This window comes from Massilia forsythiae, from assembly GCF_012849555.1.
In the GTDB taxonomy this organism is placed as follows: Bacteria; Pseudomonadota; Gammaproteobacteria; order Burkholderiales; family Burkholderiaceae_D; genus Telluria; species Telluria forsythiae.
Map to the genome: position 1 here is coordinate 1,969,685 of NZ_CP051685.1, position 19,270 is coordinate 1,988,954.

The 19,270-nt window shown below is 67.9% G+C and carries 14 protein-coding genes; 10 read left to right on the forward strand and 4 right to left on the reverse strand.

Going from position 1 to position 19,270, the window contains the following annotated elements; translation table 11 throughout:
* Positions 1-34: 34 nt before the first annotated feature.
* A complete protein-coding gene (locus HH212_RS08565) occupies positions 35-484 on the reverse strand; it encodes a YchJ family protein (protein ID WP_170202108.1) in 450 nt (149 codons plus the stop codon).
* A 181-nt stretch (positions 485-665) separates the two neighbouring features.
* A complete protein-coding gene (locus HH212_RS08570; protein ID WP_211172474.1) occupies positions 666-1,904 on the reverse strand; it encodes a D-amino acid dehydrogenase in 1,239 nt (412 codons plus the stop codon).
* Positions 1,905-2,145: 241 nt separating this feature from the next.
* Between HH212_RS08570 and HH212_RS08575 the strand changes: the two genes are divergently transcribed.
* The 8 genes from HH212_RS08575 (at position 2,146) to HH212_RS27070 (ending at position 11,142) form a co-directional block, all read left to right on the forward strand.
* Positions 2,146-3,027 carry an N-acetylmuramic acid 6-phosphate etherase gene (locus tag HH212_RS08575; RefSeq protein ID WP_170202109.1) on the forward strand — a complete coding sequence of 294 codons (882 nt, stop codon included), beginning with the start codon at positions 2,146-2,148 and terminating at the stop codon, positions 3,025-3,027.
* A gap of 65 nt (positions 3,028-3,092) precedes the next feature.
* On the forward strand, positions 3,093-4,442 hold the full coding sequence (locus HH212_RS08580) for an MFS transporter (protein WP_170202110.1): 1,350 nt from the start codon (positions 3,093-3,095) through the stop codon (positions 4,440-4,442).
* A 225-nt stretch (positions 4,443-4,667) separates the two neighbouring features.
* Entirely contained in the window at positions 4,668-6,209 is a 1,542-nt protein-coding gene (locus HH212_RS08585; protein WP_229217634.1) for a glycoside hydrolase family 10-like protein, read from the forward strand.
* A gap of 186 nt (positions 6,210-6,395) precedes the next feature.
* Positions 6,396-7,379, forward strand: coding sequence for an N-acetylglucosamine kinase (locus HH212_RS08590; protein ID WP_170202112.1), 984 nt, complete (start codon positions 6,396-6,398; stop codon positions 7,377-7,379).
* Positions 7,376-8,425, forward strand: coding sequence for an N-acetylmuramoyl-L-alanine amidase (locus HH212_RS08595; RefSeq protein WP_170202113.1), 1,050 nt, complete (start codon positions 7,376-7,378; stop codon positions 8,423-8,425). The genes HH212_RS08590 and HH212_RS08595 overlap by 4 nt, the downstream gene beginning before the upstream one ends.
* 13 nt (positions 8,426-8,438) lie before the next feature.
* Positions 8,439-9,353 (forward strand): LysR family transcriptional regulator, encoded by a 915-nt coding sequence (locus tag HH212_RS08600; protein ID WP_170202114.1) that lies wholly within the window; start codon positions 8,439-8,441, stop codon positions 9,351-9,353.
* Positions 9,350-9,985 (forward strand): M15 family metallopeptidase, encoded by a 636-nt coding sequence (locus tag HH212_RS08605; RefSeq protein WP_229217635.1) that lies wholly within the window; start codon positions 9,350-9,352, stop codon positions 9,983-9,985. The genes HH212_RS08600 and HH212_RS08605 overlap by 4 nt, the downstream gene beginning before the upstream one ends.
* A 143-nt stretch (positions 9,986-10,128) precedes the next feature.
* A complete protein-coding gene (locus tag HH212_RS27070) occupies positions 10,129-11,142 on the forward strand; it encodes a hypothetical protein (protein ID WP_211172475.1) in 1,014 nt (337 codons plus the stop codon).
* A 56-nt stretch (positions 11,143-11,198) separates the two neighbouring features.
* Here the strand turns inward: HH212_RS27070 and dacB are convergent, their stop codons facing one another.
* Positions 11,199-12,758: a D-alanyl-D-alanine carboxypeptidase/D-alanyl-D-alanine endopeptidase gene (gene dacB / locus HH212_RS08615; RefSeq protein ID WP_170202116.1), complete on the reverse strand. Its 1,560-nt coding sequence runs from the start codon at positions 12,756-12,758 to the stop codon at positions 11,199-11,201.
* Positions 12,759-12,845: 87 nt separating this feature from the next.
* Positions 12,846-14,084, reverse strand: coding sequence for a spore maturation protein (locus HH212_RS08620; protein ID WP_170202117.1), 1,239 nt, complete (start codon positions 14,082-14,084; stop codon positions 12,846-12,848).
* Positions 14,085-14,315: 231 nt separating this feature from the next.
* Between HH212_RS08620 and HH212_RS08625 the strand changes: the two genes are divergently transcribed.
* Positions 14,316-16,292, forward strand: a complete 1,977-nt coding sequence (locus tag HH212_RS08625) for an ABC transporter substrate-binding protein (RefSeq protein WP_170202118.1) — start codon at positions 14,316-14,318, stop codon at positions 16,290-16,292.
* A 144-nt stretch (positions 16,293-16,436) separates the two neighbouring features.
* Positions 16,437-19,199 carry a TonB-dependent receptor gene (locus HH212_RS08630; protein ID WP_229217636.1) on the forward strand — a complete coding sequence of 921 codons (2,763 nt, stop codon included), beginning with the start codon at positions 16,437-16,439 and terminating at the stop codon, positions 19,197-19,199.
* Positions 19,200-19,270: the final 71 nt, after the last annotated feature.

The following is a 19,270-nucleotide window of genomic DNA, read 5'->3' on the forward strand; positions in this document are numbered from 1 at the left end:
CGCGTCTCCTGCTGCGCTATTGCTTTCGCTAGTTTTACTTGGGAAAACTGCCGTCCAGATAGAACCAGCGTGGCTTGCCGCCGATTGCCGCGTCCGGTTCGCGCACGAAGCGGCTGATCTCGTGCAAGCGGTGCGCGCGGCCATCGATCCTGAAACGGGCGACGAATTCGACGGTGTCCTGGTCTGGATGTTCCGGCAGGTCTGCTTTACGTTGACGTAAACGTAAAGCAGATTTTATCTCAAGTCCGAGCCATTGCATCTTTTCATGTTTGTCGACGATCGGCTCGTCGGGACGCGTGCTCGGGTGCCAGGTGGCGCGCAGGTAATCCTCGTCCTGCATGGTGAATGCCGTGTAGCGCGAGCGCATCAGGGCCTCGGCCGTGGGCGGCAGTTCGGCGCCGGCGATGTAGGGGCCGCAGCAGCGCAGCACGGGCAGGGCGCTGCCGCACGGACAAGTGGGAGAAGAAGGCGAGCGGGTAGGCATGGCGGCAATTATCCGCCATTTCATGCTCTTGGGTCAGGTATTGGAAATTTTTGAAGTCGAGAAATGCGATGCGATTGACGACAATTGCCGCATCTTCGGCCAACGATTGCCGAACATAAATAAACCCGCCGTCAAATAAAATGGGAAATTTCCAAAAATCGGGCTCTGACCCCGGTTTGCGTTAGCGCAGGGTCAAGCCATCGAGGGAGAATGACGGTGCCTTGCCCTGCATCAGGTCGGCCACCAGGCGCGCGGTGCCGCAGGCAAACGTGAAACCGAGCGGTCCGTGGCCGACGTTCAGCCACAGGTTGTCATACGGCGTGGCGCCGACGATCGGGGCGCTGCTCGGGGTGGCGGGGCGCAGGCCGGCCCAGGGCGTGATGTCGCCGTAGTCGGCGGCGCGCGGCATGGTGGCGCGCACTTGCCGGGTCAGGCCGGCCAGGCGGCGCGCGTCCAGGCGCAGGTCGTTGCCCACCAGGTCGACCATGGCCGCCACCCGCAATTTATTCCCGATGCGCGCGTACAGCACCTTGCGTTCGAAATCGGTGACGCTGATGGCGGGGGCGACGTCATCGCGCCGGATCGGCGCCGTCAGGCTGTAGCCTTTCAGTGGATACAGCGGCAGGTCGATGCCGGCGTCCAGCGCCAGCGCGCGGCTGCGCATGCCGGCGGCCAGCACGTAGGCGTCGGCGGCGATCGGGCCGGCACTGGTGGCCAGTTCGCTGACCGTGCCGGGGCGAAGACCCGTGACGATGCGCTGCACGTCGGCATGCACGAAGCCGAGGAAGCGCGGATGATGACGGATGCGCGCGGCCAGTGCCACGCAGAACGCATGGCAATCGGCCACCGCCTCGCCGCCGTTGTAGATGCCGCCGGCCAGTTCATGTTGCACCGCGGCCAGCGCCGGTTCGCGCGCCGCGCACTCGGCGGCGCTCCAGACCTCGCCGGCGCCGGCCTTGGCGGCGGCGGCGGCAAAGGCGGCGGGCGTGCGGTAGACCACCAGCTTGCCGGCATCGCGCCAGTCGAACTCGTCCGGCGACACGATGCCGTCCAGCTGCGCCATGCCCTGGCGCGACAATTCTCCCAGTTCCAGCAGCTTGGCTGTCGTTGCGCGGTTGGCGTCGGCGCGGCAACGGGCGAGAAAGGCGGCCAGCCAGCGCCATTGCTGGGCGTCGAACTGCGGCTTGAAGCGCAAGGGGCCGTGTTCCTGGAACAGCCAGCGCAGCGCCTTCAGCGGCACCCCGGCATCCGCCAGCGGCGCCACGTAGCGGTAGCTCAGCTGGCCGCCGTTGCCGTAGCTGGTGCCGCTGCCCACCTGCGCTGCGCGTTCGAGCAGCGTGACCCGGTAGCCGGCCTCGAGCAGCCACCAGGCCGAGGCCAGGCCGACGACGCCGCCGCCGATCACGATCACTTGTTGCATCAGGGCACACTATGGAAGAGGGACATGATGCGCAGCTTATGGGCTGGCATCGCGCCCGGCCAATGAATGTAGGGCGGGCAGGCATAACCGGTGTTCATGTCAGGCGCCGCGATGGATCGCACGGGATGGCAGGTATTGACATAACTTTTCGGAATGCCGGCATCCGCTCCTTTCATGGGAAGCTGGCCGGCATCGGCATTACACTGATGCCATCGACACCTGCGCACCCATCCCCACCGCGATGCTGAATACCGAGACCCCAGCCACACAACACGCGTCCCTCGACCAATATCCCACCGCCGAGCTGGTGAACGTGCTGGTGGACGACCAGTTCAAGGCGGTCGAGGCGGTGCGCGCCGCGGCACCCGCCATCGGCGCCGCGGTGGCGGCGGCCTTGCCGCGCATGCAGGCCGGCGGGCGCCTGGTGTACGTGGGGGCAGGCACATCGGGCCGCCTGGGCGTGCTCGACAGCGTCGAACTGTATCCCACCTTTTCCTGGCCGCATGAGCGGGCCGTGGCGCTGCTGGCCGGCGGCAGCGGCGCCATGTTCGTGGCGGTCGAGGGGGCCGAGGACGACGTCGCGCAGGGCGCGGCCGACATCGCCGGCGCGCGGGTGGAAGCGAACGACGTGGTGCTGCTGGTGGCCGCGTCCGGCGCCACCCCCTACGTGCTGGGCGCGCTGCGCGCGGCGCGCGCCGCCGGCGCGCTGACGGTCGGCTTCGCCAACAATCCGGGCGCGCCGGTGGCGCAGGAAGCCGATATCGGCATCGTCCTCGATACCGGCGCGGAAGCGATCTCGGGCAGCACCCGCCTGAAAGCCGGCACCTCGCAGAAAATTGCCTTGAACACGTTTTCGAGTGCCTTGATGGTGCGTTTGAACAAGGTTTATGGCAACCTGATGGTAGACTTGAAAGCGACCAACGCCAAGCTGGTGCGGCGTGCGGTGCGCCTGACGGTCTTCGCCACGGGTGCCGAGGAAGCCGATGCGCGCGCCGTGCTGGAACAGTGCGGCTTCCACGTCAAGGTCGCGATCGTGGCCTTGTCCAGGAACATCCCGGTCGAGCAGGCGCGCGCCCTGCTGGAAACGGCGCACGGCAGCGTGCGCCAGGCGCTGGGCGCCTGAACGGCGCCGGCGCGGCACATGACCGCGTCCCGGCAGGGGGCGCCTGCCCGACCACGAAAGAGTGAATGCAAACATCGCAAGCAAAGAACCCGTGGCTGTGGGTACCCTCGTTGTACTTCGGCCAGGCCATTCCGTACATCGTGGCCAACAACCTGTCCGTCATCATGTACAAGGACATGGGCGTGTCCAACGCCGACATCGCCTTTTATACAAGCCTGTTGTACCTGCCCTGGGTGATCAAGCCGCTGTGGTCGCCGCTGGTCGACCTCAGCGGCACCAAGCGCGGTTGGACCGTGCTGTTGCAACTGGCGCTGGCGGCGTCGCTGGGCGCGGTCGGGGCGACGCTGCACCTGCCCGCCTACTTCATGGTCAGTTTGGGCGTGATGTGGCTGATGGCGTTCGCCTCGGCTACCCACGACATCGCCGCCGACGGCTTTTACATGCTCGGCCTGCGCCAGCAGCAGCAGGCCGCCTTCGTCGGCGTGCGCTCGACCTTCTACCGCCTGGCCACGCTGGCGGCGCAGGGGCCGCTGGTGATCCTGACCGGCTATCTGGCCAGCTCGCTGGGCGACGTGCGCCAGGCCTGGGCCATCGTGTTCTTCCTGTTGTCGGCGCTGTTCCTCGGGCTGTTCGCCTGGCACCAGGCGCTGCTGCCGCGGCCGGAGGCGGATCATGGCGCGGATGGCTTCTCCGGTGCCGGCCATGCCGGGTCGCCGGCCGGCATCGCCACGCCGATGCACGGCAACGCGACCGCCGCCGGCGCGCCGGCATCCGCCAGTCCGCTGGCCGCCTTCATCGCCACCTTCGCCAGCTTCTTCCGCAAGCGCGACATCTGGCTGATCCTGGGTTTCATATTGACCTTCCGCCTGGGCGAGGCGCAGTTGCTGAAACTGGTCGCGCCCTTCCTCAAGGACCCGGTGGCGCAGGGCGGGCTCGGCCTGTCCAACGCGCAGTACGGCACCGCCTACGGTACCATCGGCATCATTGCCCTGACTGGCGGCGGCCTGTTCGGCGGCTGGCTGATCTCGCGCCTGGGCCTGAAGCGCTGCCTGTGGCTGATGGTGTTCGCGGTGCACCTGCCCGACCTGGTGTTCGTCTACCTGTCGTCGGCGCAGCCGCAGAACCTGGCCGTCATTTCCGGTTTCCTCGCCGTCGAGCAGTTCGGCTACGGCTTCGGCTTCACCGCGATGCTGCTGTACATGATCATGGTGGCCGACGGCCCGTATAAAACCGCGCACTATGCGTTGTGCACCGGCCTGATGGCGCTGGGCATGATGGTGCCGGGCATGTGGAGCGGCAAGCTCCAGGAAATGCTGGGCTACCGGCACTTCTTCATCTGGACCTGCCTGGCCACCGTTCCCGCCTTCGTGATGGCGGCGCTGGTGAAGATCGATCCGGAATTCGGCAAGAAATAGCCGCCTTGCCGCGGCCGGTGCGCGCCGCGTCGACGCCCACGCGCGCTCGGCCGCGCCGCGCCGGTGCCACTGCTGGGTACAATGCATCCCGGCGGAAGCTTGCTCCGGATCGGATGATCGGTCGGGGCGGCGCCGGTGCAATGGAGACACGGATGATGAAGCGGAGTGGTTTTGCAACCTGATCAACAACGACGCGCGTTCGCGCTTGCGGGAGTCGCCGGGGCCTTGGCGGCGAGTGGCCTGTTTTCGGCCTGTACCACGTCCCAGCCGGGCGTGCTGCCGGCGGCCGGCGCCGATTTGCCGCCGCCGGCGCCGCGCGAATTCCGCGCGGTGTGGGTCTCGACGGTGGCCAACATCGACTGGCCGAGCAAGCCGAACCTGAACGCGGCCCAGCAGCAGGCCGAGGCGGTCGCCATCCTCGACCGCGCCAAGGCGCTGAACTTGAACGCGATCGTGCTGCAGGTGCGCCCGGCGGCCGACGCCATCTATGCCTCGACCATCGAACCGTGGTCGGAATACCTGACCGGGGTGCAGGGGCAGGCGCCGCAGCCGTGGTACGACCCGCTGAAATTCTGGATCACGCAGGCGCACGCGCGCGGACTGGAACTGCACGCCTGGTTCAACCCCTACCGCGCGCGCCAGACCGGTGCCCGCTCGACGGTGGCGCCCAACCACATCACGCGCACCAATCCGGCCGTGGTCAAAAGCTACGGCAAGTTCCTGTGGATGGACCCGGGCGAAGAGGCCGCGGCGAAGCAGACCCTGGACGTGGTGCTGGACGTGGTGCGCCGCTACGACGTCGACGGCATCCACATCGACGATTATTTTTATCCGTACCCGATCGATAACCCGGCCGCGGGCGGCGCCGAGACCGCGGCGCTGGACGGCAAGGCGGGCAAGGGCGAACTCGATTTCCCCGACGGTCCGTCCTGGCAGCGCTACGTGGCGGGCGGCGGACGGCTGGACCGCCCGTCCTGGCGCCGCCAGAACGTCAATAAATTGATCGAGGCGCTGTACGAGGGCATCCACCGCGAAAAGAGCTGGGTGCGCTTCGGCATCAGCCCGTTCGGCATCGGCCGTCCGGACCGCCGCCCGCGCGGCATCAACGGTTTTTCGCAGTACGACAAGCTGTACGCGGACGCCGAGACCTGGCTGCAGAACGGCTGGCTGGATTACCTGTCGCCGCAGCTGTACTGGCCGATCCGCCAGCCGGCGCAGGCCTACCCGGTGCTGCTGGACTACTGGGTGACGCAGAACGTGCAGGGCCGCCACATCTGGCCGGGGCTGTTTACCAGCCGCATCGGCGCGCCCAGCAAGGAATATGCCCCGGCCGAGATCATCGAACAGATCGAGGTCACGCGCACGCGCCCGAACGCGCGCGGCCACGTGCACTTCAGCATGGTCGCGCTGATGCAGAACCGCAAGGGCATCAGCGACCAGCTGCGCAGCGCCTTGTACCTGTCGCCGGCGCTGGTGCCGGCCACGCCGTGGCTGGGCAACGCGGCGCCCGGCATCCCGACCGTGCTGGCCAGCCGGCGCGGCAACGGCGTGGTGCTGAAGCTGGCGGCCGGCCCGGCCAACGCGACCTATGCGATCTGGTCGCGCTACGGCGGCCAGTGGCGCTTCGCGGTGGCGCCGGCCTCGCGCGTGGACTGGACGGTGCCGGACGACGTCAAGCTGGGCAGCGCGGACGCGGTCTACGTCAGCGCCGTCGACCGCCTGGGCAACGAGAGCGCGCGCGTGCAGGCCTGGAAGCGCGGCGCTTGATGGCCGGTTTGCCCGGCTGCCGCCAGCGGCCTGCGCTCCGGTCGCGCCGACCCGCATAACATTTAGTCATGCGCATGGCATCAGCATTCATTCGCATGCGCCGGCCTGGACGGCGTACACTTCGGATCGACCATGATGTATCCGCCTTCCGCATTCGCCCCTGCTTCCATGCCTGAGCCAGCTCCCATGCCGGGACTCGGCAGTGGATTGGGTCTCGGCATCGACGCCGGCGGCACCGCAACCCGCTGGGCGCTGGCCGCGCCTGCCGGGCAGATCCTTGCCGAGGGCGCCATGCCCGGCCTGTCGGCGCTGCAGATGCAGAGCGAACCTGGCCGTGAGGCCTTGCGCGCCCGCTTCGGCGAACTGGCGGCGGCGGTGCTGCGGCACGGCGCGCCTGTACGCGTGTGCGCCGGCCTGACCGGATTCACCGGTTCGGGCGGAGTCGCCGACGCGAGCGGAGCCAACGGCGCGAGCGCTGTCAGCGGCGACGCCGACCTGCTGCAGCGCTGGCTGGCCGAACCGCTGCACCTGGCGCCGCAGGCGATCCACTTTTGCAGCGACATGGAAATCGCCTACCGCGCCGCCTTCGCGCCCGGCGAGGGCTACCTGGTGTACGCCGGCACCGGCTCGATCGGCGCCTTCATCGATGCCGAAGGACACTTCCAGCGCGCCGGCGGCCGCGGCGTGGTGCTGGACGACGGCGGCGGCGGCTTCTGGATCGCGCGCGAGGCGCTGCGCACCATCTGGCGCAACGAGGACGAGCGCCCCGGCGCCTGGCGCGCCTCGCCGATGGCGCAGGCGGTGTTCGACCACGTCGGCGGCGCCGACTGGGCCTGTTCTCGCCAGTTCATCTATGGCCAGGAGCGCGGCGCGGTCGGCAAGCTGGCCCTCGCCGTGGCCGCCAGCGCCGAACGCGATCCGGCGGCGCTGGCCATCCTGGACGGCGCCGGGCGCGAACTGGCGCGCCTGGCGCACGCCCTGGCCGGCCGCTTCGGCGTGCGTCCGGTGGCCGTGTCCGGCCGCGCCGCCGGCCTGCATCCGGCCATCTTCGCCGCCATGCGCGCCATGCTGGCGCCCGCCATCACGCTGTCCCGCGCCGCCGGCGCCGCCCACCACGCGGCCGCGCGCATGGCGGCCATCCCCTTTAACAAGAACACCGACAAGCCATGAAGACCCTCGCCGCCACCCTGCTCATCGCCCTGCTGGCCGGTTGCGCCACGCCGCCGTCCGGACCGCAATACGATCACACCTATACCGCCAAGGGACAGGCCAGCCGCGCCCGCTTCGTGGTGCTGCACTACACCGTCAGCGACCGCGCCAATTCCATCAAGATCCTGACCCAGCAAGAGGTCAGCGCGCATTACCTGGTCACCGACGATCCGGTGCCGACCATCTACAACCTGGTCGACGAAAGGAACGCGGCCTGGCACGCGGGCAATTCGAGCTGGAAGAATTTCACCCAGCTGAACAACAGTTCGATCGGCATCGAGATCGTCAACCCGGGCTGGAAGGACACTCCGAACGGCCGCGTCTACGCACCCTTCAACCAGGCGCAGGTCGACGCCCTGATCCCGCTGGTGCGCGACATCGTCACGCGCCACCACATCGCCCCGGAAAACGTGCTGGGTCACTCCGACATCGCGCCGCTGCGCAAGCAGGACCCGGGCCCGATGTTCCCGTGGCGCCAGCTGGCCGCCGCCGGCCTGGTGACCTGGCCGGACGCCAATCGCGTGGCCGCCATCGTGCCGATCTTCCAGGCGCAGCTGCCGCCGGTGGCCTGGTACCAGAAGAAGCTGGCGACCTGGGGCTACGGCCTGGTGCAGTCCGGTGTGTGGGACGAGCAGACCCGCACCGTGCTGGCGGCGTTCCAGATGAAGTACCGGCCGGCGAACATCGCCGGCGTGCCGGACGTGGAAACCGCGGCGCTGCTGGAAGCGCTGACCAACCCGGCCGGTCCGCTGCCGCCGGTGCCGGCGCCGCCGCCCGTGATCACCACGCCGGTGCTGCCGCAGCCGGGCTACGGACCGGTGCAGCCGGGGCAACCGGCCGCGCCGGCGCCGGGCTATGACCAGCCGCTGCAGCCGGCACCGGTCCAGCCGTTGCCGGGCCAGGTGCAGCCGCAGCCGGTGCCGCCGCAGCCGCCGACCCAGCCCCTGACGCCGCCGACCGGTGCGACCGTCATGCCGGCGACCCCGGCGGCGCCGATCCAGCAATAAGCGGGGGACAGCGATGCGTCTGCGTCATATCGAAGTGTTCCACGCCATCATGCAGGTCGGCACCATCAGCGGCGCCGCCCAGGTGCTGCACATTTCCCAGCCGGCGGTCACCAAGGTATTGCAGCACGCCGAACTGCAGCTGGGCATGCCCTTGTTCGAGCGCGTGCGCGGAAAACTGTATCCGAAACCCGAGGCGCACCGCCTGTTCGCGGAAACCGAAAAGCTGCACCGCGACCTGCAAGGCATCCGCCGCCTGGCCGCCAGCCTGAAAAGCCGCGCCGGCGAGACCGTGCGCCTGGTATCGACGCCGACGCTGGCGATCAGCGTGCTGCCGGCGGCGCTGACGCTGTGGCGCCGCGATTTCGCCGAGACCCGCTGCGAACTGGCGACCTTCCACACCACCGAGATCGTCAATGCGCTGCGCCTGGGCGAAGCCGACCTGGCGCTGTCGCTGCAAGACCCGCGCCATCCCGGCATCGAGGCCGAGCCGATCGCGCAGGGCGCATTGACGGTGATGGCGCCGGCCGGCACCTGGAGCGCGGAGGAGTGCCGCACGCCGCTGTCGGCGGCCGAGCTGGGCGGCCAGTTCGCCGGCGAGCTGATCGGCCTGGCCGACGGCGACCCGCTGGGAGAAACTGTGGTGGCGGCGTGCGAGGCGCAGGACGTGCATCCGGTGTTCCACACCGTGGTGCAAACTTACCAGATCGCGCGCTCGCTGGTCGAGGCCGGCGCCGGCAGCGCCGTACTGGATCCGTTCACGGCGGCCTCGGCCGCGCCGGACAAGGTGCAGTGCCGGCCGTGGGCGCCGGCGATCCCGGTGCAGCTGTACCTGCTGAGCGCCAGCCACGCGCCGCTGTCGCACGGCGCGCGCGAGCTGGCCAATTGCATCGGCGCCGTTGCGCGCGGCCTGCTCGAAGGATGCCGGTGAGTGCGGGCGCGCCGGGCACCATCGCGGATGGCATCGCCAGCGAAGACGTCGCCGCCGATGGCGCCTTCCGCCACCTGTCCGGCATCGACGGCATCGCCGTCGACCTGCGCTACGCCACGCCGAACAATTTCATCGGGCGCGACCTGTATGCGCCGTTCGACTGCGCCTGGCTGCACCGCGACGCCGCCGCCGCACTGGAACGGGCCGTGGCCTGGCTGGCGGCGCACCGATCCGGCCACACCCTGCTGGTGCTGGACGCCCTGCGTCCGCAGCGCGTGCAGCAGCAATTGTGGGATGCGCTGGCCGGCACCGGCCTGCAGCCGTACCTGGCCGACCCGGCGCGCGGCTCGATTCACTCGTACGGCATGGCGCTCGACCTCACCATCCTCGACGAGGAAGGGCGCGAACTCGACATGGGCACCGGTTTCGACGACATGAGCGCGCTGTCGCACCCGGCGCTGGAAGCGCGCTTCCTGGCCAGCGGCGAACTCGCCCCGGGCCAGGCCGCCAACCGCCAGCTGCTGCGCGACGCCATGTTCCAGGCCGGCTTCGTCGGCATCAATACCGAGTGGTGGCACTTCGACTGCGGCGACCGCAACCTGGTGCGCCAGACCTTCCGCCGCGTGTTGTGACCGTAGTCCGCGCCGCTGTCGCGCCACGCTGACGCCGCCGCCGCACGCTTGAGCAAGCTCAGTTTCGACCCCGTCCCGAACCGGAAAATCGCAGCATCCGATGCAGGGCGGGTAACCGTCCACCCCAACACGAGGAGGTGTGCATGAGAAGCTCGATAATGGCCGGCGTGGGCGGCATGGTTGCGGCCACGGCCGTGCTGGCGGGATGCAGCAGTACCGGGAACAACGAGATTGCCGCCCACGACACGACGGTCGAGTACTACCGCGTGTTCGACATCAAGACCACTGCCGCCGCCGACGCGGTGGTCAGGGCCGCCAGCACCGGCATCAGCCGCAACGTCAAGGATGCCGTGGTGGCGACCCCGGCCGCCGCGCCGGTGACCGACCAGCCGGGCCGCTTCAGGATGGCCGATGCCGCTTCCGCGCCCCCCGGCACGCCCGTGGACAAGGGACCGAGCTGCGACGGCGCTTCCTGGACCGCCAAGGCTGCGCCGCAGGTGCGCGGCGGCGACAACATGAACCTGGTCGCCTGCCTGTTCCCGTACAAGACCGGCTATCACCTCGACATGTACGCCGTGTTCACCAAGCCCGAGGGCGGCTGGCTGGCCTGGCCCCGCAGGGTCGGCGGCATGATGATGGGCACTCCGGAAAAATTCACCGAGACCACCATGATGGACCTGGTGCGCGCGATCCGCGAGGGCACCGGCGCCACCGTGTCGCTGGTCGAGGCCCGGCCCGACCTGGCAGGCACCGCCTGGCTGCAATCCGGGCCAAACGCCCCGCTGGGCAAGGCGCCGTTGTATGCCTCGTCGTCGTCGGCGGCGCCTGCCGCGCCGGTGGCCGCCGCGCCCGCCGCGGGGATGGCGGACCCGGCCACGGCGGTCGTCACGCATCCGGTCGCCGCGCCGGGTGAGCCGGCCGCGGCGCCAGCGGCGGCATCGGTACCGGCAGCAGCAGCGGCGGCACCGGCACCGGCACCGGCGGCACCGGCGCCATCGGTAGCGGCGACACCGCCACCCCCAGCCTTACCAACGTCAGCGGCGACCCCTTCAGCACCAGCCGTACCGGCGCCGGCACCGGTAGCGGCCCCCCGGGCAGGCAGCGCAGCGCAGACCGTGGCGCCACAAGCGAGTACGGCCACGGGTGCTGCCCGCTGAGCCGGCTGCCAGAAAGATGCGCGTGGCAGTGGCCCAGCGAATGTCTTGCCGAATCCTTACGGCTGGGCCGGCAACTGCGCCGGTGCCGGCATCCGGGACGGCGCGCCGAACTGGCCCGGCACGCCTTGCACCGGCTGAGGCGGGAAACCCGGCGGTGTACCATCCAGGCGCGCCACCCAGTCGACCAGCGCATCGAGCACCAGGCGCCCGCGGCCATTACTGACCAGTTCGCTGTTGACCATCGCGACCAGCACGCATTGCCGGCCGCCGGCATCCGGCACGTAGCCGGCCAGCGCCACCACGTTCTTGAGCGAGCCGGTCTTCAGGCGCGCGCGGCCGGCCGCCGGACTGCCGGGCAGGCGCCGGCGCATGGTGCCGTCGACGGCGACGATCGGCATGCTGGCCATGAATTCGGGCGCCCAGTTGCTGCGCAGCCCGGCCTGCAGCACGCCGGCCATCTGCACCGGGGTGATGCGCTCGCTGCGCGACAGGCCGGAACCGTTTTCGAGCACCAGGCCGGTGTCAACGATGCCCTTGGCGCGCAGCCAGGCGCGGATCACGTTGTCGGTACGCGCCAGCGTCAGCACTGCGCTGCCCGGCTGCGGCCGGCTGCCCAGCAGCGGGTCCGGCGCCAGCGCGCCCAGGCTCAGGAACAGCGTGCGCGCCAGCGCGTTGTCCGAGGGCTTGTTGGTGTCGCGTACCACTTCCGGCAGCGCGCGCGCCACGTGTTCGGCCAGCAGGCGCGCTTCCGGCGGCGTGGCGCCCTCGACCGTGGGGGCGGCGATGCTGCCGCCCAGCCGTTTCCAGGTGAAGCGGAACAGGCGGTCGAGGTATTCCTGGCGGTCGAGCACGTTGATCGCGTAATTGGCCGTGCAATTTTTCGGGAAGCTGCCGTGCAACATGACCTTGATGCCGCCGTCGGCTTGCGGCAGCGCTTCCGGGGTCTTCCAGCCGTCTTCCCACTTGTCGCAATCGGCATTGGTGAGGGTCATATCGGAGGCGACTGTCACGCCTTCCAGTTCGGGCTGCATCGCCAGCGTCAGGCGTCCGCCGTCCGCGCGCAGGTCGAGCTGCAGCATGTTCTTGTTGACCAGCAGGGCGTCCGGAATCACGTTGTAGTACGCCTCCGGGTATTCGTCGAAGGGTGCGACACCGAGGTCGAGGCGGGCCGGGTTGAACAGCTGGCGGTCGATTACCAGGCGCCCTTCGATGCGGCGGATGCCCTGGTTGCGCAGGCTGCGCAGCATCGTGGTCAAGGCCTCGGTCGAAAAGTCCGCGTCGGCGCCGCCGCGCAGCACCAGGTCGCCCTGCAGCGCGTCGCCCTGCAGCGGCGCCGTGGTGCGCAGTTCGGTGCGGCCGCGAAAGACCGGGCCCAATTGCTCCAGGGCAGCCAGCGTCGTCACCAGCTTCATGGTGGAGGCCGGCTGCATGGGACGGTCGGCCAGGTGCGACAGCACGGTATCGTTGCCGCGCAGCACTAGCACGCTCAGCGCGCTCTCGGGAATGGCCGTGCTGCGCAGCACGCCGGCCACCGGTTCGGGCAGCTGGGCCAGCGCCGGCAGCGGCAACCACGCGGCCAGGGTCAGCGCCGCGAGCGAGGGGAAAGGACGAAACATGCTGCTCCTTTTTTTAGCGATGAACCGCTGGCATGGGCCGCAGGGCAGGGCTAAGGCAACGCAGCCCCGCGCTTGTGCCGGTGGCGCTCAGCCGAAGAATACGTAGGCGACGGCAATCGCCGCGACGATGCCGGCCAGGTCCGCGATCAGGCCGCAGGAAATCGCATAGCGGGTCTTGCGTACGCCGACCGAGCCGAAATACAGCGCGACGATATAGAAGGTGGTGTCGGCCGAGCCCTGGAAGATGCAGGCCAGGCGGCCGACGAAGGAATCCACGCCGTAGGTCTTCATGGCGTCGATCATCATCGCCTTGGAACCGCTGCCGGACAGCGGCTTCATCAGCGCGGTCGGCAGCGCCGGGGTGAACGCGGTGTCCAGGCCCATCTTCATGAACACCCATTCCATGCCGTTCACGACGAAGCCGAGCACGCCCGAATTGCGGATCACGGAAATCGCCACCAGCATGCCGACCAGGTAGGGGATGATGGTCAGCGAGGTCTGGATGCCGCCCTTGGCGCCTTCGATGAAGGTCTCGTACACGTTCACGCCCTTGCGCAGCGCGCCCAAGATGAACACGATGATGATCGAGAACAGCAGCAAATTGCTGGCCAGCTTGGAAACGGTCTCGATTTCCGGCTTGGTCAAAAAAGCGGTGAAATACCAGATCAGCAGCGCGATCGCCGCCGTCATGCCGCCCAGCCAGCCCAGCACCACGCCGTTGAGCAGGTTGATGCGCTGGCGGATCGACACCGCGACGATGCCGGTGACGGTGGCGACGTAGGTCGCGATCATGCAGGGAATGAAGATGTCGGACGGGTCCCTGGCGCCCAGGATGGCGCGCTGGGCCATGATCGCCAGCGGAATCAGGGTCAGGCCCGAGGTGTGCAGCACCAGGAACATGATTTGCGCATTGCTGGCGGTGTCTTTCTGCGGATTCAGGGTCTGCAGGCTTTCCATCGCCTTCAAGCCGAAGGGCGTGGCGGCATTGTCCAGGCCGAGCAGGTTGGCCGAGAAATTCATCACCATGTGGCCGGTGGCCGGATGGTCTTTCGGCACGTCCGGGAAGATGCGCGAAAAGAAGGGCGCGATGACCTTCGCCAGCCAGCCGATGACGCCGGCCTTTTCGCCGATGTTCATGATGCCCAGCCACAGCGTCATCACGCCGGCCAGGGGCAGGGCGATGTCCATCACGCCGGTCTTGGCGGAATCGAAGGTGCCGTCGATGATGCGCTTGAAGATCTCGGTATCGCCCAGGAAGATCCATTGGGCCAGCGCCGCAATAAAACCAACCAGGAAAAAGCCGATCCAGATGTAATTCAGAGCCATGTGCGTGTCGTTCGGTTCAGGCCGGCGGCCTGGGGGTAAGAATCGGGGGCGTGGCACCTGCGACGGCGGCAACGCGCTGGTGCGTGCCTGCGCTCGATTGTCCAGCGCAGAGTATAGGTGCACGGCAAGCTGCAAGGATGAAAGAATGCAGCCGGGCTATGTATAAAAGTTATGCGTATTGCTGCGCATCCTCCCTCGGCCTATGATACGCAACGTTTCCAGGACCCCGCCATGCCGACTTTCCGCACCCTCGCCGCCGCTGCCCTGCTGACCTTGCAGTCCACTTCGATGCTGCTGCCGGGCAGCGCCCCGGCCGCGGTGCCGGCGCCGGTAACGGCAGCGGCGCCCAAGGTCTTGCACATGTTCCTGTCGACCAGCGAAACCGGCCTCGATCCGGCGGTGGCGTCCGACATCGCCACGTTATCCCTGCTGGAAAACCTGTTCGACCCATTGCTGCGCTACGATTACCTGGCGCGCCCCGTGAAATTGCAGGGCAACACGGCGACCGGCTTGCCCGAGGTGTCGCCCGATGGCCTGACCTACACGTTTCATTTGCGTCCCGGCATCCGTTTCACGCCGGACCCGGCGTTCAAGAATTCGCCGCGCGCGCAGACGCGCGAGGTCACGGCCCAGGATTACGTCTACAGCATCACCCGCCTGTACGACCCGGCGCTGAAATCGCCATGGTCGTTCCTGTTCGAAGGTAAATTGCTGGGCGACGGCGCGCTGAAGGACAAGTTCAACGTCGACACGGCGATTCCCGGCCTGCAGGCGCTCGACCGGCATACCCTGCGCATCCGCTTGGCCGCGCCCGACAACAATTTCCTGTTTTACCTGGCGACGCCGGCCAGCGCCGTGGTGGCGCGCGAAGTGATCGAGGCCTATCCCGGCCAGGCCGGCAACCACCCGGTCGGCACCGGCCCCTTCATGCTGGGCGACTGGAAGCGCAGCGACCGCATCGTGCTGCTGGCGAATCCGGAGTCGACGGCGGTGTTCCATAGCGATGCGTTCGCCGGCGAAGGCAGTACGCCTGCGGGTGCGCATGCCGGCAACGGTACTGCGCAGAGCGGCGATGCCGGCGACCGCGCCATCGCCGCCGCGCTCGAGGGGCAACGCTTGCCGCGCGTCGACCGTGTCGACATCAAGATTGCCGAGGAATTCCAGGGCCGCATGCTCGGCTTCCTGAACGGCGAATACGATTACCTGGAGCAGGTGCCGGAATCGATGACCGAGATGGTGATCCGCAACGGCCAGCTGAAGCCGGACCTGGCGGCGCGCGGCATGCAGTTATATCGCTTCCCGGTGCTGCAGACCTACTACATGTGGATGAACATGCGCGATCCGGTGCTGGGCGGCTACGGCAAGGACCGCATCGCGCTGCGCCGCGCCATTTCCCTCAGCTACGACAGCGCCGAGGATATCGCCCTGCTGAAGAAGGGTTTCGCGATGAAGGCCGAGTCGCCGCTGCCGCCCGGCGTGCTCGGCTACGACGCCGCCTACCGCAGCCCGGTGCCGCACGACGTGGCGCTGGCCAACGCGCTGCTGGACCGCTACGGCTACGGCGAGCGCGACCCGGACGGGTTCCGGCGCCAGCCGAAACGCGCCGGCATGCCGGCCGCCGGATCGCCGGCCGCCGGGTCGCCGGCCGCCGGATCGCCGGCCGCCGCCAAGGGTGCCGGGACGACCGGCGCGACCGAGCCGCTGACGCTGGTGATGAGCAGCGAAGCCACGGTCGGCGGGCGCCTGCGCGACGAGCTATGGCGCAAATGCCTGAATGCGGTCGGCCTGCGCGTGGTCTTCAAATCGGACAAGAAGACCGAGATCATCAAGGGCTCGCGCCTGGGGACCGTGCAAATGTTCGAGAGTAACTGGATCGCCGACTTCCCCGACGGCGACAATTTTTACCAGTTGCTGTACGGCCCGAACGCGGGGCGCGCCAACTATGCGCGCTTCGACCTGCCCGCTTACAACGTCCGCTACGAGCAAGCGCGCCAATTGACCGACGGTCCGGCGCGCCAGAAGCTGTACTTCGAGATGAACCAGCTGATCCACGCCTACAACCCGTGGGTGCCGCTGACGCACGTACTGTCGGCCGACATCCGCCAGCCGTGGCTAAAAAACTACAAGCGCCACCCGGTCGAATTCACCCAATGGCGTTACCTGGATGTCGATGTTGTAGAAAGAGCACGGGCGACACGGGGCCGCTGAGTGTTTTGGTGAGTTTTTCCTCAACTAAACATTCCCTCTAGTTATACTCAGCGCCGGAATTTTCATTGGCTGGCGCCAGGGACAGCGCATACCTTTGAAAAATTGCCATGCCCAGCCGCCATCAAGCATCCCAAGGAGAGACGCGTGAAGTTGAAGAAGCTAGTCCATATGATCGCCCTGATCGGCGCCACGGCTCCGGCCGTCGCGCAGCAGGCGCCAGCGTCGCAACCGATGCAGCGCGTCGAAATCACGGGCAGCAGCATCAAGCGCCTCGCCACCGAAGGCGCGTTGCCGGTGCAAACGATTTCCGTGGAACAGCTGGACAAGCAGGGCATCACCAACGCCGAGCAGATGATGCGCCTGATCTCGGCCAACGGCACCGGCGCCGACAACATGACCTCCGGTAACAACGTGTTCGGCGCCGATGCCGACCGCGTCAGCGGCGGCGGTTCCTTCGCCTCGCTGCGCGGCTTGGGACCGAGCGGCACGCTGGTGTTGATCAACGGCCGCCGCATCGCCGGTTACGGCTTGTCGGGCAAGGCGGTCGACCTGAACACGATCCCGCTGGCGGCGGTCGCGCGCGTCGAGGTGCTGAAGGATGGCGCCTCGGCGATCTACGGCACCGACGCGGTCGGCGGCGTCATCAATTTCATCCTGAAAACCGACTTCGAAGGGCTGCAGGCGAATGCCAGCGGCAATTTTACCGAACACGGCGGCGGCGCGACCCGGCGCCTGCAACTGGTGGCCGGCAAGGGCAACCTCGACACCGACCGCTTCAACGTGATGGCGGCGCTGGGCTACGACAACAATTCCCAGTTGAATTCCAACCAGCGCGACTTCGCCAACGGCTACCAGCCGCTGCGCGGCCTGGCGCCGGATACCACCGGCACCCCGGTCGCCAACCAATTGACCGGCGCCGGCAGCGCACTCGGCACCGGTTTCAAGCGTCCCGGCGACAACAACACGTATCTGCAGGCCGGTTTGCTGAGCCTGCAGGGCAAGTGCGACAGCGTGGCCGGCATGCAGCAGTACGCCACCAGCCTGTGGAAGAACGTGACCTCGCCGCTGCGTTCCACGTATTCCTGCTCGTACGACTACGGCGGCGACTACGTGATGCAGCTGCCCACCGAGCGCACCAACTTCGTGGCGCGCGGCACTTTCCAGATCGATCCGCAGAACCGCCTGTATGCCGAGACCGTCGGCGCCCACACCAGCAGCCTGGCGATCCTGACGCCGGCGCAGATCTCGACCACGCTGGCGGCCGGCAATGCCTACCCGGTGGGTGGTGCTTACTACCAGAACCTGTCGGCCTATATCCCGACGTTCGACGCAACGAAACCGATCCTGTACAAATGGCGCGCCTGGCCGCTGGGCGACCGCACCCAGAAGTACAGCACGGACACCGCGCGCCTGCTGCTGGGCGGAGAGGGCACCATCGCCGGCAAATGGGATTACCGCCTCGACTTGTCGCACAGCTTCAGCCGCACCACCACCGACCTGCTCGACGGCTACGCCTACACGAAACCGCTGTACGCGGTGCTGGGCAGCGGCATCGTGAATCCGTTCGCGGCGCCGGCCGACGGCCAGACGCAAGCGGCGATGAATGCGCTGGAATCGACCAAGTTTTATGGCCGCCTGCAGCACGGCAAGACCACGCTGACCCAGCTGAACGGCTCGGTCTCGGGCGAGATCTGGCAATTGCCGGCCGGCGCCGTCTCGGGCGCGATCGGCACCGACCTGCGCCGCGAGAGCTACCAGTTCCGCCAGGACGTCGACGCCACCCAGATCCTGCTGGCGCCGGGCAACGCCAACCAGGAGCGGGTCAGCCGCAACGTCAAGGCGGTGTATGCCGAGCTGGCGGTGCCGGTCGTGAAGGACCTGGAATTGCAGCTGGCGATCCGCCGCGACGATTACAGTTTGATCGGCGCCACCACCAACCCGAAGGTCGCCTTCAGCTACCGTCCGACGAGCTGGCTGATGCTGCGCGGTTCGGCCAATAAAGGTTTCCTGGCGCCGAGCTTCGGCCAGTTGTACGCCGGCCGCCTGAACCAGGAATTGCCGAACGGCGTGTCCGATCCGATCGGTTGCGCCGCGCATCCGGGCGACGCGCGCTATTGCGCCATCGAGCGCCTCGATTATTTCAGCGGCGGCAACCCGAACCTGCGTCCGGAAACCTCGAAGCAGGGCACGCTGGGTTTCATTATCGAACCGAGCGCCAACTTCTCGGCCTCGGTCGATTATTGGGCGATCAACGTCAAGGACCGCATCCTCAACCGCACGCCGCAAGTCGTGCTGGCGAATGCCGCGGCCTTGCCGGAATACATCCACCGCGATGCCGCCGGCGTGATCGAGTACATCGACGCCGGCTGGATCAACGCCGCCGGCCTGAAAACCCGCGGCGCCGACGTCGGCCTGCGCGGCCGCGGCAGCCTGCCGGGCGGCTACCGCTGGAACGCGACCCTGGACGGCACCTGGACCCAGAGCTACCAGTTCGCCGAATTCGAGGGCCAGCCCTACGTCGAGTATGTCGGCAATTTCTATACGCGCGACATCTACCTGCGCTGGAAGCACAATGCCACCGTCAGCGTGAGCAAGGGGCCGTGGAGCATCCTGCTGAGCAATCTGTACCGCGACGGCTACAAGGACCAGTTGCCGGACGCCGGCAAGAGCACGCCGCCGGCCGGCTTCAACCCGCACGTGGCCAGCTATACCACCTTCGGCCTGTCGACCACGTATGCCGGCTTCAAGGGCACCACGATCACGGTCGGCATCCAGAACCTGTTCGACCGCGACCCGCCGTTCACCGCCCACAACGTGGATGAAGTCGTGGGCGCCGGCTGGGACCCGCGCGTGGCCGATCCGCGCGGCCGCGCGCTGAGTTTCGATGTCAAATACAAGTTCTTCTGATGTATTTTGGCTGAATCGCGCTGGCTGACGGCGGCCCGTCGACGGGAAAGGATTCCCGCCGGCGGGCCGTT

Excerpts from the sequence above, each read along its gene's own strand:
- HH212_RS08570 (WP_211172474.1), bottom strand. The coding sequence starts at position 1,904 with ATGCAACAAGTGATCGTGATCGGCGGCGGCGTCGTCGGCCTGGCCTCG.
- HH212_RS08595 (WP_170202113.1), top strand. The coding sequence starts at position 7,376 with ATGAAGACCCTCGCCGCCACCCTGCTCATCGCCCTGCTGGCCGGTTGC.
- HH212_RS08580 (WP_170202110.1), top strand. The coding sequence starts at position 3,093 with ATGCAAACATCGCAAGCAAAGAACCCGTGGCTGTGGGTACCCTCGTTG.
- HH212_RS08625 (WP_170202118.1), top strand. The coding sequence starts at position 14,316 with ATGCCGACTTTCCGCACCCTCGCCGCCGCTGCCCTGCTGACCTTGCAG.
- HH212_RS27070 (WP_211172475.1), top strand. The coding sequence starts at position 10,129 with ATGAGAAGCTCGATAATGGCCGGCGTGGGCGGCATGGTTGCGGCCACG.
- HH212_RS08590 (WP_170202112.1), top strand. The coding sequence starts at position 6,396 with ATGCCGGGACTCGGCAGTGGATTGGGTCTCGGCATCGACGCCGGCGGC.
- HH212_RS08575 (WP_170202109.1), top strand. The coding sequence starts at position 2,146 with ATGCTGAATACCGAGACCCCAGCCACACAACACGCGTCCCTCGACCAA.
- HH212_RS08565 (WP_170202108.1), bottom strand. The coding sequence starts at position 484 with ATGCCTACCCGCTCGCCTTCTTCTCCCACTTGTCCGTGCGGCAGCGCC.
- HH212_RS08620 (WP_170202117.1), bottom strand. The coding sequence starts at position 14,084 with ATGGCTCTGAATTACATCTGGATCGGCTTTTTCCTGGTTGGTTTTATT.
- dacB (WP_170202116.1), bottom strand. The coding sequence starts at position 12,758 with ATGTTTCGTCCTTTCCCCTCGCTCGCGGCGCTGACCCTGGCCGCGTGG.
- HH212_RS08600 (WP_170202114.1), top strand. The coding sequence starts at position 8,439 with ATGCGTCTGCGTCATATCGAAGTGTTCCACGCCATCATGCAGGTCGGC.